Raw genomic sequence first — 13875 nt, 5'->3', positions numbered from 1 at the left:
GATCTCCCGCGGAGCGGGTACCCCAGCGCTGCGCGCTGGGGGCCGAACGCCCCCGCTGCGCGGGGGCGGGGCCCTTCGGGCCCGGCTCTCCGCTTCACTCCGAGCCCATGGCCGGCCCTTCGGGCCGGAGTCCTGCGCTTCGCTCCGGACTGCCTCCCGGTTCCGCTGCGCTCCACCGGGAGGGGCCCGCTACGCGGCCAGGGACTTCCCGTGCTCCGCACGGGAAGTGACCCCGTTTCACGGGGTCCGGGCCTGACGGCCCGTCGGGTGAGTCCGCTTCGCTCCCCCACCCTCGAAAGGGCCTTCCGGCTTCGCCTCTAGGCCCTGAACCCGCTACGCGGGTCCGCTGGCTACAAGAAGAGCGGGGCGGGGGTTGGCTCGGGTTTCAGTGTATGCCAGACAGGCAAGATGATGCAATGTAGCATTGGAAAAAATGAAAGATATCCGGAGAGAGTCCGGACGAATGGCTATGTGCACCGTGGCTGACTCCCCGTGTTGAGCGCCTGTTGTTCGGCCCTCCCTGGGACTGCTTCAACCACCTGCCAGACAGATGCCCCTGCGTTCTAAGAGGGAGATGACTGCATATCGCCTGGTCAGAAGGTTGCTGGGCTGGAGATGTGTCAGTGCAGGGCCGACACATCTCCACGCGGTGTGTCAGTAGTTGCCGACGCATCTTCGGCGTTTTGTTGCGCTACTGCAACTGAACGCCTCGTCAGATGCTTGCCGACCACCGGGGTTTGGTGGCAGTAGCGCAACAAAGTGAGCTGTCTTCGGCTCCGTTGGCTGCGTGCCGGGCCCCCGCTCTGGATTGCTGGGGCCCCGCCTTGGCTGTTTCAGACGCTGATGAGGCGGAAGGCTCGCTCCATCACGTCGTCGGCAGCCCCCGTGATGACACGCTCCGCCCGGGAGGCACTCTTTACCCCGAGGCTGGCGCCGCGCGCCGGAGCGAAGTGGTTGGCGTACTCGGTGATCGCGTTGTACCCGGCCCATGCTGTGCCCCGGATGTTTGCCTGGGTATCCGCTTGCTCAAACAGATTCCGGATCGCAGACCAGCGGCCGTCCCGGTTGTTCTTCTTCCGGTCGGTGTCGCTGTCGGGGACCGGCCACAGCTCCTCGACGACGGAGCGCAGCTGCGAGGTGCTCATCTCTGCTTCGATCATGCGCTGCGCAGTCTTCTCGAACTCGGTGGCGTACTGGAAGGTGAGCCCCAGTGCCTGACGGGCTTGGGCGATGCGGCCCCGGGCCCCGGATGTGTGGCGGACCGTGTAGCTGCTCTTCGCGTTGCGGAGTCCGGCGCGCAGGGTGTTCGCGCAGACCACCCTGACAGGCGTGACCACGATGCGAAATGCGCTGCTGCCGTCGTGCGAGTTGAACGCAGCGATGTACAGGTCGACGTTGTCGCTCTTGCCGATGGTCATGGTGTCGGGGAGCTTCATCGTCATGAAGACCTGGCGGCCGTTCCTGAGCGATCCGGCCGTCTCGAAGTGCGCGCCGGACTCGTCCACGAGGTGGTTCAGGAACTCGGCATGCTCCTCGTTCTGAACAGGGTGGTAATCCGTGCCGACCACTCCGAGGGTCTCGGCGTGTCCGGTCTTCGGGTGGGTTCGCACAGTGGCCCGGTGACTCGGTACCTCAAGCGAGGTCGCGCCGTCGGAGGTCAGCTCTGTTGCGGTCAGGCTGACGAGCCGCACGTTCCAGTTGCCGAGGGCGGCGAGGCGGATGGCGTCTTCGGCGGTGACGGCGTCGGTGGTGACGGTGCCGAGTGTGTGCCAGGCGCTCCTGCGGGCGCTCACGAACGCGGCCGTTCCGTCGCTGAACTGTTCGATCTCGTGTGCCACGGGATTCTCCTTCTGGATGTTCTTCGGACGCGCGGAAGGGGTGCCACTCCCCCGCCGCGCGGGTCGGGTGGTGTTCGTGGGTTGGGGGGGCCGGCTGCGGTGCAGACGGCCCCGCAGCCGCTGGCGCCATGTCAGGTGAGCGCTGGGGCGTCCAGGGGGGCCTGCGGGGCCGGGTGCCGCTTGCGGCCCCGCAGGCTGGGACTTGATCGTGGATGCCTTCCCCCGCCGCGCGGGCGAGGACGCGCAGGAGGGCTGCCGCGTACTTGGCGGAGATGAGCGGGTGTTCGAACGGCATGGGTAATCACGCTCCTTGCTCTTGCTGGTGCAGGGGGCGGCGCTTGGCCGCGCCCGGCGGACGGGAAAGATCAGGAGGTGGTCAGGATCTGGCGGTCGAGGCTCTCGGGTGCGGCGTGGGCCAGCAGTCGGTCCAGCAGCGTAAGGACCTGCTCGAAGATCAGTCCCTCGGTGCCGTCGGCCGTGGCCCGGCCCGTGAACAGGGCGCGGCCCTGCACGGTACGCGGGCTCCGGTAGAGCGCGAGGAGCTTCTCCACGGGCTCGTTGCGGGTGTGGCCGCACTGGGCGGCGTAGTCGTCCGTCCAGATGGACAGCGAGTCGGTCAGAGCGTGATGTGCGACGGAGTCCGCGCCGAGGGCCCGCTGTGCGGTCATCTCGGGGGTCCAGCCCAGGACGTGGAATCCGCCTGCGGGCGATACTTCCACGGCCAGGCGTGCCGGGCGTACAGGCATGCTTCTCCCTTGGGTTGAAGGGGGTTCTTCGGTCATTGGTGGGGCCTTGCCACGGGGCCCTCACCAACAAGAAAATTCTATCGCAATCTGTGTACTTAATGAAGGTGGAAGCAGCCTTTCCGGCCCCTCGAAGGAGTGATGTATCCGCAGGTCGCAGGCGGTTTCTGCCGGGTGGGGGCGGGCATTGCGGAGCCGGTGTCGTCCAGCACCCTCGCCGCGCAGCGGCGAGGGCAAGGGATACGGCAGCGCGAAGCGAGGCCGCTGTGGGAGCGAAGCGAGCGCAGTGGCCGCCTGCCGTATCCCGCAGCGCGTGAGAGCGCGCAGCGCTCGGTCCGGGCGCAGCGAAGCGGAGCCCGGCACGCGGGTTTGGGGTGGCGCAGCGCAGCGGAGCCACCCCAAACCTGGGCGGCACCGGCTCCGCAACGCCCGCCCCCACCCGGCAGAGAAAAGCCCTGAGGGGGCCTCAGCCGTCCGCTGAGGCCCCCTCAGGGCAAGTCCGATGTCAAGGGGTGTTCAGGAGCTCCTGCGCGGCTTTGAGGGCCGCCCGGCGTACTGCCGGCGGAAAGCCGAGCTGCTCCGCGGCCTGGTCTGTTTCGAGGTCCGGATTCGCGCGCGCCGCCGCAGCGATGCGCGCCGCGCGCGCCTGGATGAGGTGCTTCTGAGCGGTGGGCACGGACACGCCCAGGACGTCGACCACGTGAGCGGCCGTCACCGCGGGATCGGCGTCGAGGAGCTCGGCGATGCGGGCGGGGAGGAGGTCGCGGGGGACCATGTCGCCCGCGCCGCGGGGCCGGCCGCGAGGCGCCGTCACCGTTCCCCGCTGCGCCGCGTACGCGCGCAGGGCGGCGCGGGGCCAGTGCTCGACTCCGCCCACCGTGATGGTGTGGCTGGCGAGGGGCTCCTCGTGCTTGTAGCTGTCGACGCTGCGCGGCTTCACGCCGAGCACGGCCGCGGCCTCCCGCCGGTCCAGGAGGTCGGCGTCGTTCTCGGCCTCCGGGAGGGCGGGCAGCGCTTCTCCGCGGTGATGGGCTTCGACCTGCTCTTGGTCCCACAGCAGGACCAGTGCCCCGTCGGAGGAGACGGGCGGGGGGAATCCCTCGGCGTTGTACGGCTTGCCCTTGTTGAAGGTCGACCAGCGCATGCCGAGGACCTCGGCAACTTCCTTGCGGCCAAGGGCAGTGCGCCCTGCGCGGATCACGGAAAATGCCTCCCAACGGTCACCAGTGCCCCGCGGTGGCCGCCATCGCTGTCGGCCGGCCTCGCGGCTGAAAAAATGTATCGCACTCATAGCGAAGTCCTGAGCTCTCCGAGTGCCAGGAGCTATGCTCGGGCTGACGACGCGCCCCAGGGTTCCCTGCGGAGTGTTCTTCGGTCGGCCGGCGCCCTTGCCACCCGCTTACGCGGAAGTGGGCGCCGGCCACATTCATTTCACGGTGCGGGCCCTCGTCCTGGGACGCGTGTCCGGCTCACCGCCGCTCGGCGGGGGTTGGTGGGTGAGCGGTGAGTGTGGTCGCGCCCGTTCCGTGACGCCGTCCGGATTACCGCGGTGAGGTATCCGATGAGGTCCCGGCGGAAGAGTGAGGCAAGCGAGAACGTCGGCCCTGTGCCGACGTTCTTCGAAGTTCGGTTGCTGTATCGGCACGGCGATCGTGGCACTACTGCAACAGTGCACTAGCCTGCTCACGCGTACACAGGACAACGAGGGGCCCACCGACCGATGAGTGCAGCCAACGAGCCCGCAGTTCCCATCCCGCCTCCGCGGCCCACGAAGCGCCGCAGGCCCCTGCCCCCAGCGCCGCCCACGACCCCCTCGAGATCACGGCCGGACCGGGGCCAGGCCCTCGACCTCCCGGCCGGATACGGCGCGCACCTCTATCCGCTCGCGACGTCCAACGCGTTCCTCGGCGGCTCCTACAGCATGGACTCCCTGCAGTTCCTGCTGTGGGCTGTGCGCCGATACGGAGATGCCGAGGACCGCTTCGTTCTGGCCGTCCTCGTCGCGATGATCGGGCTGCAGGAGATTGGCGGGCACATCGAGCAGACCCAAGAGCACATCGGCCAGTCGATCGGCAGCGGCTACAGCCGCTCCCACGTCGCTTGGGCGCTGGGTGTGCTCGTCGAAGACGGCGTCTTGCGCCGTGTCCGCCGCGGCGTCTACCAGATCGTCCCCTCCGCGGTGCTGCGCGGGGGCGTACGCCCGCCGGCCGCGGGGAAGCGTAAAGTCCCAGGAGGCGCACCGGAACGGGTTCAGCAGCTGGACCTCCTCAAGGAGATCCTGGACGACCCTTCCGCTCCAGAAGCGTTCAAGGCGATGGCGCAGGTGGACGCCAAGCTGCCGGAAGGACCCCGGCAGACGAGGAAGGGGAAGTGATGAGCATCGCTTCGGCGGCACGGTGGCCCATGCCGCAGGACGACCCATACGCGGGGTTCGGGTACGTGCCCAGCCTGCCGCCCACCGGCTACAAGGTGCTCCTCTACATGCTCACGCAGCAGCAGGACGGCGGGCTCGTCCGTGCCACACATGAGGAACTCGCCGCCGGCCTTGCCATCGACCGCGGAGTGCTCAGCCGGGCGATGCCCTACCTCGTGGCAGCACGGCTCGTGTACGTCATCGGCCGCGGGAAGTTGCAGATCCACCCCATGCTTGCCCGCTACTCGAACGCTCAGGACCGCCACGCGGCCCTTGCCGCGCTCGCCCCAGAGGACCGGCTCGACGTCGGGCACTTCGAAGAGGAGTACGAGCGGCGCCTCGCCCTGCACCAGGAAGAGAAGGCCCGCAAGAAGGCGAACAAGCCCTCCACGGCCCGCGGGCACCTGCGCAGCGTCCACTGACCTGATGTTAGACGTGCAGGTGGCAGGGCGAGAACGCTGCGCTTGCGCTCAGCACCCATGCTCGTCGAGTACCGTCCGGGTCGCCTGGTCCAGCGGTCGGAGCGGGTGCGTCCCACCGTCCTCGGCCGGGCCCAGGCGCAGCGTCGGGCCGCCGTTGGTGGGGGTGATGACGAGGACACCGCCGGCTACGGCGGTCTGGACTGCGTTGTGTCGGTAGGGGGTGACTGCGAGGCATCCGTCCGCGTACTGCCTCTCGTACCGGTCGTGCGGGCCGGCGAAGAAGTGTTTGGCGAGCGGCCCCTGGCCCTGCCAGACCACAAGTGCAAGGAGGGCTGCGGCAATCCCGGGTACCGCAGCCCGAAGCCCGGGGCCCTGGATCAGCTTCGGTACGTACCGAAGGATGATCCCGAGGCCGGTGGACGCGATGAGGGCTGCTGCCGTGAACAGCCAGGCGTAGTGGGGCAGGAGATCAGCGTGCTGCCCGAAGGTCAGAGGAAGACCAGTGCATGCCAGCACCAGTCCTGCGGTTCCGGCGAGGGTCGCGATCTGGAAGCCGGTGGGCTTGGCGGGCCACGTCGGCCGGTGTGCGACGAGTGCTTCTTCGCGGGCAATCCAGCGCCCGGCGCCGCGTAGGCGTCCTGCCTGTGGTGTGACGCCGTTCAGACGGAGTTCGACGAGGAGGACCAGGACCGCGTCGCCGAAGGCGACGGCCCGCTGGTGCGCCGCACTTTCGTCGTCCCACAGCCGGTCGAACTCGTCGAGCCGGCCCGGCTGGATACGAATCCCACTGCCTTGCGGGAACGCGCGGTTCAGCGGGTGGGCGGGGTCGGGGAACCCGGGCAGCGTGGGGGCCGACCGTCCGTTCCCGCCCAGGAGGTCGCCCCCAAGGCTGCCAGCGGGGTCGGGGATGTAGGACTCGTACAAGCTGTCCCGCTGACGGTGACCACGGAGGCTAGCCTGCAGAGCCTCAGCCTGTTCGATCACCACCTCCAGCAGTGGGCCGGGCAGGGCGCTGCGCATCTGGGCCAAGGCGGCCTTGTCCGGGACAGCCCGCCACAGCCCTCCCCTCCTGTGCAGGGTCCGGTCCCTCCATATGTCCCGCAAGCCCGGCCAGATCCGGGCGGCGGGCAGCCTTCGGGGCGGGCGCCGGTCTGCGAGGTGAGCGCGCAGCAGGGCCTGGGCGGAGCGCAGGTAGTCGGCCTCGACGGCGTAGAGGACCGCGACGGCGGTGTGGCGGACCTCGCGGCTGCCGTCAGCGCCGAGCGCGCCCACGCGTTCACGGCCGGCCCGGGCGGCGTCGCCCTGGGCACGCAGCTCGGAGATCGCCTGCTGCCAGCCGCTGCTCATATCCCCGCCACCCTCTATGTACGCCCTCGTGTGCTGCCGCCCTGCACTTCTGGTGATGGTCCTCATCGTGGCAGAGCGAGACAACCCGTTGCAGCTCCTCTGGGATCATGCTGCTCATGGAGCCGCCACCGATTCCCTGCCCGGCCAGGCTGATTCCTGATGCCACGGGCACCGCTGCCTTCTCTGCGGCCTACCGGGCCGCCAAGAGCGCGGGGGTCACCTATGTGGGTATCGAGCGGCGCGGCCGGCACTGGACAGTGAAGAGCGTGCGTCACCCGTCCCATGCCGTGAGCCCGTCCGCAGCGGCTGCCGTACGAGAGGCCGTAGCACTCCTGGGCTCTCGGGGCGAGGCCCGGGGGCACACAGCGGCCGGCCCGGACTACGTGCTGCTGAATGGTGTCGTGAGCGCAGAGCGGGCGCGGGAGCTCGCCGCGGCAGTGCACGCCGCGCTATACGGCGACCTCGGACCGTTGGCCCGCGCCGTACCGGATGTCGACTGAACCTGTCCCCGTGCGGCAGCGATCTGTGTCGTACGGGTCCTGCCGGCGCGGCGGCCGCCCCTGTAGGGCCGCCGTCATCGCCGCCACAGCCAGTCACGCCAGCGGCGCTTCGTCTCTTCCGGACTGACACGGGGCACGGACGGGGGATAGGGCGGCAGCGGCGGGACCACGACAGCGGGAGGCAAGGGCTCCTCGACGTCCGGCTGTTCGACAGTGCCGCGCTCCACACGGGACGCCTGCTCCGGCCGGTCATGACTGCGCGGTTCCTCCGGCGGATGAAGACGGTCGCGGGCGTCGGTTGCCTCGGACGGAGCGCGGTCGTGTCCGTCGGCCACGGGCGAAGGTTCGGTTGCCTGCTGTCCGTCCTGCTCGTCGTCTCGGCCTTCCTGGACAGGCTGGTCCCTGGCTGCCAGAGGCTGAACCCGAGCGATCCCTGGCGGTGGGCCGGCAGATGGGCTCGCAGCGGATGCTGCTTGCTCCCCGGCGGGCCGGCGTGGAGGTTTCCCCGGAATGGCCCGAACGGTGGTGCCGTGCGTGGGCGGCGCCGGCGGGCGCGGCCGGGGTGGTGTGCTCCTGGAAGGCGCGGTTGCGTCCGGTGAGACACCCCAGCGTTCTACCTGCCAGGGCTCACGGATCCACAGCTGCAGCTCGACCCACCCCCAGGTCGCGGCCTTGGCGATGTCGGGGAACAGCTCCCAGTAGCCGTAGCCGAGGAACTCGCCCGTAGCGGTGTGGGCTGCGATCCATTCCGGGTTGTCGCAGCGGATCGCGACGCGGAGTTTCAGCTGTTTCCCGTCCACGAGCACCGGGTTTCGGGCAACGTACATCGCGACGTGGGTGGTGCCCTTCTTGGCCACGCCCGCGGTGTGCGCGGGTCCCCAGACGGCGTTCGGAATGCTGCGGGCTGTTCCGTCGATGAGGGCCTGGGCCAGCCGGTCGGCGTCCTGGGGGCCGAAGCAGAACTCGTCCCAGGCGATATGGCTGTGCCCGTCGGGAGCGATGGCGGCGAACTCGGCGACAGCCTCGGTGTCCGAGCGGAAGTTCTTGAGGAGCCTGACGATACGCCGGGCGGAGGCGATCGCCGGGCCCTGCTGCTTACTCGTCGGCCGCGGTCCACTCGAACCACCGCGGGGCGGCCGGTCCGCAGGCCGTGTCACGCCCGAAGTGCCGCCCGGTCCTCCGGCACGTGAGACGGGCGGACACTTCAGGCGCCACTGGCCGTCCTTGCGGACCACGGTGCCTTGGGACGCGGTGAGGAGTTCCTTGCCCCGCAGGGGCAGATCAAAGTTGCACCACAGTGCGTGTTCCCGGCCATGCGGTTTGAAGAAGTGCGACATCCGGGAGCCCGGGTCCTCGGCGTTGCCGGTCCTGACTGACACTTCCACGCCGCAGCCACCGCAGTACAGCGGTACCAGATAGGGGGGCACGGGCTTGGTATCGATGGCTGATCGGTCGTAGTCATCCCCCCGGGAGTCCTTCACCCACGGAATACGCACGCCTCGCATCTTCTCTGCCACTGCGCTGCTCCCCTCTGCAACTACCGGCTTTGAGACCTCCCGTGCCGGCATCGCCGACCTGCGTGGATCCGTGTGGCAGGGCCATCGCCCGTCGCGCCTGCCGCATGTCCCCGTGCTCAGCCTGTCGCGCTGTTGATCGTCACTGCTCCGTTGGACATAGAGAGGCCCGAGTATTGGTCCACTTCGAAGGGGGCGTTCCCATCGGGATCCGCAGCACGGTCCTGCCCGGTTTGGCCGTCGAGGACTACGGACCCGTTCGAGGTTCTGCCGTACGCGGCGCCGTGCCAGAAGGCCGTCACGCGGGGGATCAGCCGTCCGGAGCCGTCGGGCAACTGCCACACCTTCTGCGTGCTCGAGGCGTTGAACACGACGATGCTGCTGGTGCCCCCGCCCCCCGTCTCGAGCGCGCACAGCACGAGGGACTGCTCGTCGTATCGGCAGATCCAAGACCCGCCAAGCTTCACGGAGCTGTCGGCCGTAGCCCGAACGGCACCGGTGACCGCGTCGAAGATCGTGAGCTTCGAGTCGCGGCTCGTGGCCAGCATCCCGGGACCCGCGGCGGACACAGGCAGGGGGCCTTTGCCCTTCAGCGCCGTCCAGCGCGGCTGCCCGCTCTCCACCGCGAAGCCAGAGATCTGGCCTTGCATCACGTCGGTGGACTGGGAGCCCGCGACCACGCCGTCCGCAAGGACGGCGGCCCGGAGGCCGGGCTGCTTCCAGCGCACGCTGCTGTCCTGCCGGCTCAGAACGTACGTCGCGTTCGAGGCCACCACCACGACGTTGTCCTTGTCCACGGCGACGACCTGCGAAGCCCGGACTTCGCTGAGACTGACCGGCCCTCCCGACACCGGCTGGAACTCGGCCGTCCAGATGGATCTGCCCGTGGCGGCGTCCACGGAGAGCACCTCGATGACGTCGCGGGAGGGCGTTGTCCCCTGCGCCTTGACCGTCCGGTCGAACGCCGCGAGTACCGTCGTGACTCCCTCAAAAGCTTTCACCAGGGGAGCAGTTCGTTCGTGACCGAAGCCGCCCAGCTCAGGAGGGTTCTTCGTGTCTGCCTCCCACCTCACTTCGCCGGTCCCGGTGTCCACCGCCTTCAGACCGCTCTCCGCGGTGACGTAGGCGGTTCCGTCGGTCAGCGTCACGGCAGGCCAGCTCGCATCGCCGCTGCTGGTGCTCGGCTGACGCGCGTCCGACAGGTCCACCTGGTTCGTCCCAGATCCGTCGAACTTCAGGGGCGGGTCGAAGGCGCTGCGAGCCGGCTTGGTTGGCGATGGTGAGTGGACCTGCGGGCTCGCGTACTTTCCGGGCTGCTTGAGGTCCTCGCCCCCGCAGCCCGCGAGCGCTGAGCCGGCCACGACGACGCCCAGCGTCAAGCCGACGAACCTTCTCGAACCCCATTGAGACCGCATTTCTCCCCGATCGCGTGTCTGCCCATCTGGATCGACCAACCATATTCGTCGGGATGATCACGATGCTCGGCTTTCGCGCAAAGCGGGGCGGCCCAACGCTGGGACTAGACGAGGTTGAGGTGCAGAAACGTGCCGGTGCGGATGCAGAAGAGGCTGTCAGCCGGCTGCCTTGGTTCAGCAGTCGCCAGGAACCCGATATCGGCTGCCTCGTGCGACGGAATCAGCTCAGATGGTTGCGCAGGTTTCCAGCCTTTCAGGTTCCACATTCAGCCAACCCGCAGGCGGGGTCCCGGCCTGCGCGTGAATGGAGGAGGCTCCTCGCCCAGAGGTCGCTCCCTAGACATTCCAGCTGCCGATGTCCGACCTTTCGGACTTAATTCCGAGGGGGTGCAGTCCGCGTGCGAAAAAGTGCCGGTTTGTTCCCATCCCACGTCCGTGAACTGCACTAACCGCTTTCGATGTTGCCCAAACTCTGCGTAACGTATGGGAACGTCCGGCTGGATGTGGCGGTTGGGGTTTAAGCACCACCGGCACGCGACTGCCTACGCCGGTAGATTCTGGCTCGGTACTACGGGGAGGTAGCGGTACCCATGGCACTTGTTGAACTACACCGTCGAACCGGAAAGAATCGGAGCCGGTCCTTCCCCCTATTCCTCGCCGCCTGCGCAGTCCTCACTTCAGCCTGCACCTCGTCCAAGGAACCCGACAGCAAGTCGAGTGAACCCGTCAGCCCGCCCGTATCCAATGCTCCCGCCAGCAAGGCACCAGCCGATCCGGTGGAGACCGCGAAGACGGATGCGCTCACCGCCTATAAGGCGTACTGGACCGAAGTACCCAGGGCCTTTGCGATTCCGGCGATCGAGGGGACGGACCTGAAGCGATATGCCGTTGCCGATGCGCTGAACAATGCCATGGAGACAGTCGCCAACCTGAAGACCAACGGCCGGGTCATGACAGGCGAGCCGGTGGTCTCCAGCGCCACCGTGACTGGGGCGGAGCTAGAGAAGAAGACCCCCAATGTCGCCATCTCGGCGTGCCTGGATGTCTCCAAGTGGAAGATCACCGACAAGAAGTCCGGGCGGCCGGCCCCCGTAGACTCCAGCACTGTCAGCAGGTACGTCATCACCAGCGTCATGGAGCGCTGGGACGGCTCGTGGAAGGTCCTCAAGGACGACCTGCACGCGGACCAGCCGTGCTAGCGCGCAGATACGCGGTCCTCGCCCTTCCCCTTGCTGTATCACTCGCTCTCCCTGCTACGGCTGAAGCAGCAAAGAAGCCGCGGTGCGAGAACAAATACGTCTGCCCGATCGTCGTGGTCCCTGGAGACCCCGGCGCAACGCACCCGCCCGGCGATGACGGCGGCAGCAGCGGTGGTGGCGGCGACACCGGGGGAGGGAAAGGCCGTTACACCTGCACCTACACCCTGGCCGACCCGCAGCCCTCGGACAACAGCGGGTTGTGGGGGCCCGGTGGCCGACAGCCCGGTGTCTCCATGTACATCGAGGACTGCCTCGACAACGAGACCGGCATGCACGAGATCAAGAACATCTTCACCACGGCCCCGCCCGGTGGTGGCGGTCCGGTGATCGATCCCGCGGTCGTTGCACAGCAGGCTGTGGACAAGATGCTGCTACGTCCGCCGGCGATCGGGATCACGCCCAAGCCTGGCGGGAAGGGCGTGGTCGGCATGCCGGTCTACATGTGGACCGAGACGGGCCCTGAAACGTACGGCCCGAACGTCGCGTCCGCCTCAATCGGCCCGGTCAGCGTCACGGCCACCGCCAGGGTCAGCAAGATCGTCTGGACCATGGGAGACGGGCACACCGTCACCTGCACCACAGCCGGGACCCCCTACAAGGCGGAGTACGGCAAGACGCCCTCACCGGACTGCGGGCACCGCTACACGGCACCGTCGTCCACCGCCGGCGGGAAGTACCACGTCACCGCGACCTCGACTTGGTCGATCGACTGGCAGGTCACCGGCGGCGCCCAGGCCGGCCAGCTCACCGAGGTCCGCACCAGCGCCGTGGACATCAACGTCGTCGAGGTCCAGGTCCTCAACTAGCACGTCGCACCTGCTCTTCCCCGAGAGGCACCCGTATGGAATCCCCCGTCGCCCCGCCGGTGCCGCGCCCCGCCGGCCCGCGTACCGACCTGCCCATCACCACCGCGGTCCCAGCCAAGCGGCAGCGCCGCTACGGCGTCGCCGCACTGTGCACCGTGCTCGCCATCGCGGGCGCACTCGGCGCCGCCGCCGCGGTCACCTCGGTAGGAGAGCGCACCAAGGTCCTCGCGATCGCGCAGGACGTACCGGCCGGGCAGCCGCTGACCGCCGCCGACATCGTGATCGCCGAGGTGTCCGCCGACGGCGCGCTCACACCGATGCCCGCCGCCGACCGCGCCTCGGTGGTCGGGAAGCGGCCCGCCGTGGACCTGCGCAAGGGCGGGCTGCTCCTCGCCTCACAGCTGAACCCTGGCACGGGGCTTGGCGACGACAAAGCCCAGGTCGGTGTGCAGGTCAAGCGGGGCCAGGCTCCTGCCGGTGCTCTGGTGCCGGGCGACAAGGTCCTCGCGGTGACCGTGCCTGCGCAGGGCGAACAGGTCAGCGGAAAGGAAGCAGAGGCCCCTCCGGTATCGGTGAAGGCCGTCGTCGTCTCCGTCAGTCGGCCGGACGCCTCCGGCGCCATCGTCATCAACTTGGCCGTCGCCGCTTCAGACGGCCCTCTCCTGGCAACGCGTGCCTCCGCGGGCCGGGTCGCTCTTGTACGCGAAGCCCGGAGCACCTCGTGACCGTGACCGCGCTCGTCTCCGCAAAATCCTCCGGTGTCACCACCAGCGCACTGGCCCTTGCTCTCGCCTCCTCGCGACCTTCACTGCTGGCCGAGTGTGATCCGGCCGGAGGGACCATCCGCGCTGGGCTCCTGCAGGGCCGGGTCGACGCCTCCTACGGCCTCTACCACCTGGCTGCGGCCGAACGCGCGGGTGATGACGCGCTCGCGCACACCTTCGCCAGCCACCTGGTCCCCCTGGACGGAGCCGGCAACCGCCGGGTTCTGCCCGGTCTGACTGACCCTGCGCAGGCCGCGGCGCTGGGCCGGACCTGGCCGGCACTCGCGCAGGTGATGCGGGTGCTCTCGGATGAGGGCGGATACGACGTGACCGTCGACGCCGGCCGGATTGCCCTGGAGTCAGGTGCCCTGCACCCGGTCCTGACCCCGGCTCCCCTGCTCCATGGCGCGGACCTGGTCCTCATCGTCGTACGCGGCACCAGCCAGTCGTTGTCCCTGGCCCGCCACGTCGTCGAACCGCTGAAAGCGGAGCTCGACGAGCGGGGCACCGGCGCGGACGCACTCGGCCTGCTCCTCATCGAAGAGGGCCCTGCCCGAGCCCACGAGATCGCCGAGACCCTGCGCCTGCCCGTCCTGGCGACGCTGCCCTTCGACCCGGAAACCGCCGGCTACCTCACCTACGGCGGGCAGCCACCGCGCAACACCAAACGCAACCCGCTGCTCCCCCGCGCGCGCACCGCTGCTGACCACTTCCGGGCCGCCGCATCGCGCCGGCGTCTGCAACGCCAGTACCCGGCCGCCGCTGCGAATCCGCAGCTGTCCGGCGTGCTGCAGCGACTCAGCCGGGAGGTGGCGCCCCGTGGCTGACACTCACCAGCGCCCCGGCCCTGCTGC

The 13875-nt window shown here is 68.9% G+C and carries 12 protein-coding genes; 6 read left to right on the top strand and 6 right to left on the bottom strand.

The annotated features are described in order from the left end of the window. Positions 1-833 precede the first annotated feature (833 nt). The 3 genes from ACZ60J_RS38705 to ACZ60J_RS38695 all read right to left on the bottom strand — a co-directional run bounded on the left by ACZ60J_RS38705 (position 834) and on the right by ACZ60J_RS38695 (position 3782). Positions 834-1838, bottom strand: coding sequence for a DUF932 domain-containing protein (locus ACZ60J_RS38705; protein WP_469688867.1), 1005 nt, complete (start codon positions 1836-1838; stop codon positions 834-836). A 365-nt stretch (positions 1839-2203) separates the two neighbouring features. Further along, positions 2204-2584: a hypothetical protein gene (locus tag ACZ60J_RS38700; protein WP_469688866.1), complete on the bottom strand. Its 381-nt coding sequence runs from the start codon at positions 2582-2584 to the stop codon at positions 2204-2206. Positions 2585-3086: 502 nt separating this feature from the next. Then, positions 3087-3782 carry a hypothetical protein gene (locus tag ACZ60J_RS38695; RefSeq protein WP_469688865.1) on the bottom strand — a complete coding sequence of 232 codons (696 nt, stop codon included), beginning with the start codon at positions 3780-3782 and terminating at the stop codon, positions 3087-3089. A gap of 720 nt (positions 3783-4502) precedes the next feature. Between ACZ60J_RS38695 and ACZ60J_RS38690 the strand changes: the two genes are divergently transcribed. Next, positions 4503-4955: a hypothetical protein gene (locus ACZ60J_RS38690; RefSeq protein ID WP_469688864.1), complete on the top strand. Its 453-nt coding sequence runs from the start codon at positions 4503-4505 to the stop codon at positions 4953-4955. Further along, positions 4955-5416, top strand: a complete 462-nt coding sequence (locus ACZ60J_RS38685; RefSeq protein ID WP_469688863.1) for a hypothetical protein — start codon at positions 4955-4957, stop codon at positions 5414-5416. The genes ACZ60J_RS38690 and ACZ60J_RS38685 overlap by 1 nt, the downstream gene beginning before the upstream one ends. Positions 5417-5464: 48 nt before the next feature. Here the strand turns inward: ACZ60J_RS38685 and ACZ60J_RS38680 are convergent, their stop codons facing one another. The 3 genes from ACZ60J_RS38680 to ACZ60J_RS38670 all read right to left on the bottom strand — a co-directional run bounded on the left by ACZ60J_RS38680 (position 5465) and on the right by ACZ60J_RS38670 (position 10156). Beyond that, positions 5465-6763 carry a hypothetical protein gene (locus ACZ60J_RS38680; RefSeq protein ID WP_469688862.1) on the bottom strand — a complete coding sequence of 433 codons (1299 nt, stop codon included), beginning with the start codon at positions 6761-6763 and terminating at the stop codon, positions 5465-5467. 574 nt (positions 6764-7337) lie between these two features. Further along, positions 7338-8780, bottom strand: a complete 1443-nt coding sequence (locus tag ACZ60J_RS38675) for a hypothetical protein (protein ID WP_469688861.1) — start codon at positions 8778-8780, stop codon at positions 7338-7340. A 116-nt stretch (positions 8781-8896) separates the two neighbouring features. Beyond that, positions 8897-10156, bottom strand: coding sequence for an outer membrane protein assembly factor BamB family protein (locus ACZ60J_RS38670; RefSeq protein WP_469688860.1), 1260 nt, complete (start codon positions 10154-10156; stop codon positions 8897-8899). Positions 10157-10968: 812 nt separating this feature from the next. Here ACZ60J_RS38670 and ACZ60J_RS38665 point away from each other — a divergent pair. The 4 genes from ACZ60J_RS38665 to ACZ60J_RS38650 all read left to right on the top strand — a co-directional run bounded on the left by ACZ60J_RS38665 (position 10969) and on the right by ACZ60J_RS38650 (position 13848). After that, positions 10969-11391 (top strand): hypothetical protein, encoded by a 423-nt coding sequence (locus ACZ60J_RS38665; RefSeq protein ID WP_469688859.1) that lies wholly within the window; start codon positions 10969-10971, stop codon positions 11389-11391. A gap of 293 nt (positions 11392-11684) precedes the next feature. Next, on the top strand, positions 11685-12257 hold the full coding sequence (locus ACZ60J_RS38660; protein ID WP_469688858.1) for an ATP/GTP-binding protein: 573 nt from the start codon (positions 11685-11687) through the stop codon (positions 12255-12257). 35 nt (positions 12258-12292) lie between these two features. Next, the gene (locus ACZ60J_RS38655) at positions 12293-12982 is read left to right on the top strand and encodes an SAF domain-containing protein (RefSeq protein ID WP_469688857.1); all 690 of its coding nucleotides are present in this window, start codon (positions 12293-12295) and stop codon (positions 12980-12982) included. Continuing rightward, positions 12979-13848 (top strand): MinD/ParA family ATP-binding protein, encoded by an 870-nt coding sequence (locus ACZ60J_RS38650; RefSeq protein WP_469688856.1) that lies wholly within the window; start codon positions 12979-12981, stop codon positions 13846-13848. Before ACZ60J_RS38655 ends, ACZ60J_RS38650 begins: the two co-directional genes overlap by 4 nt. Positions 13849-13875: the final 27 nt, after the last annotated feature.

This window comes from Streptomyces sp. NPDC104226, from assembly GCF_055584085.1.
Note: the sequence above shows the minus strand (reverse complement) of the source record. Positions and strands in the feature narration are given on the sequence as shown.

What these genes read in the sequence shown, in the direction of transcription:
- ACZ60J_RS38685 (WP_469688863.1), top strand. Translation starts at nt 4,955, where the DNA reads ATGAGCATCGCTTCGGCGGCACGGTGGCCCATGCCGCAGGACGACCCA.
- ACZ60J_RS38680 (WP_469688862.1), bottom strand. Translation starts at nt 6,763, where the DNA reads ATGAGCAGCGGCTGGCAGCAGGCGATCTCCGAGCTGCGTGCCCAGGGC.
- ACZ60J_RS38655 (WP_469688857.1), top strand. Translation starts at nt 12,293, where the DNA reads ATGGAATCCCCCGTCGCCCCGCCGGTGCCGCGCCCCGCCGGCCCGCGT.
- ACZ60J_RS38690 (WP_469688864.1), top strand. Translation starts at nt 4,503, where the DNA reads ATGGACTCCCTGCAGTTCCTGCTGTGGGCTGTGCGCCGATACGGAGAT.
- ACZ60J_RS38700 (WP_469688866.1), bottom strand. Translation starts at nt 2,584, where the DNA reads ATGCCTGTACGCCCGGCACGCCTGGCCGTGGAAGTATCGCCCGCAGGC.
- ACZ60J_RS38660 (WP_469688858.1), top strand. Translation starts at nt 11,685, where the DNA reads ATGTACATCGAGGACTGCCTCGACAACGAGACCGGCATGCACGAGATC.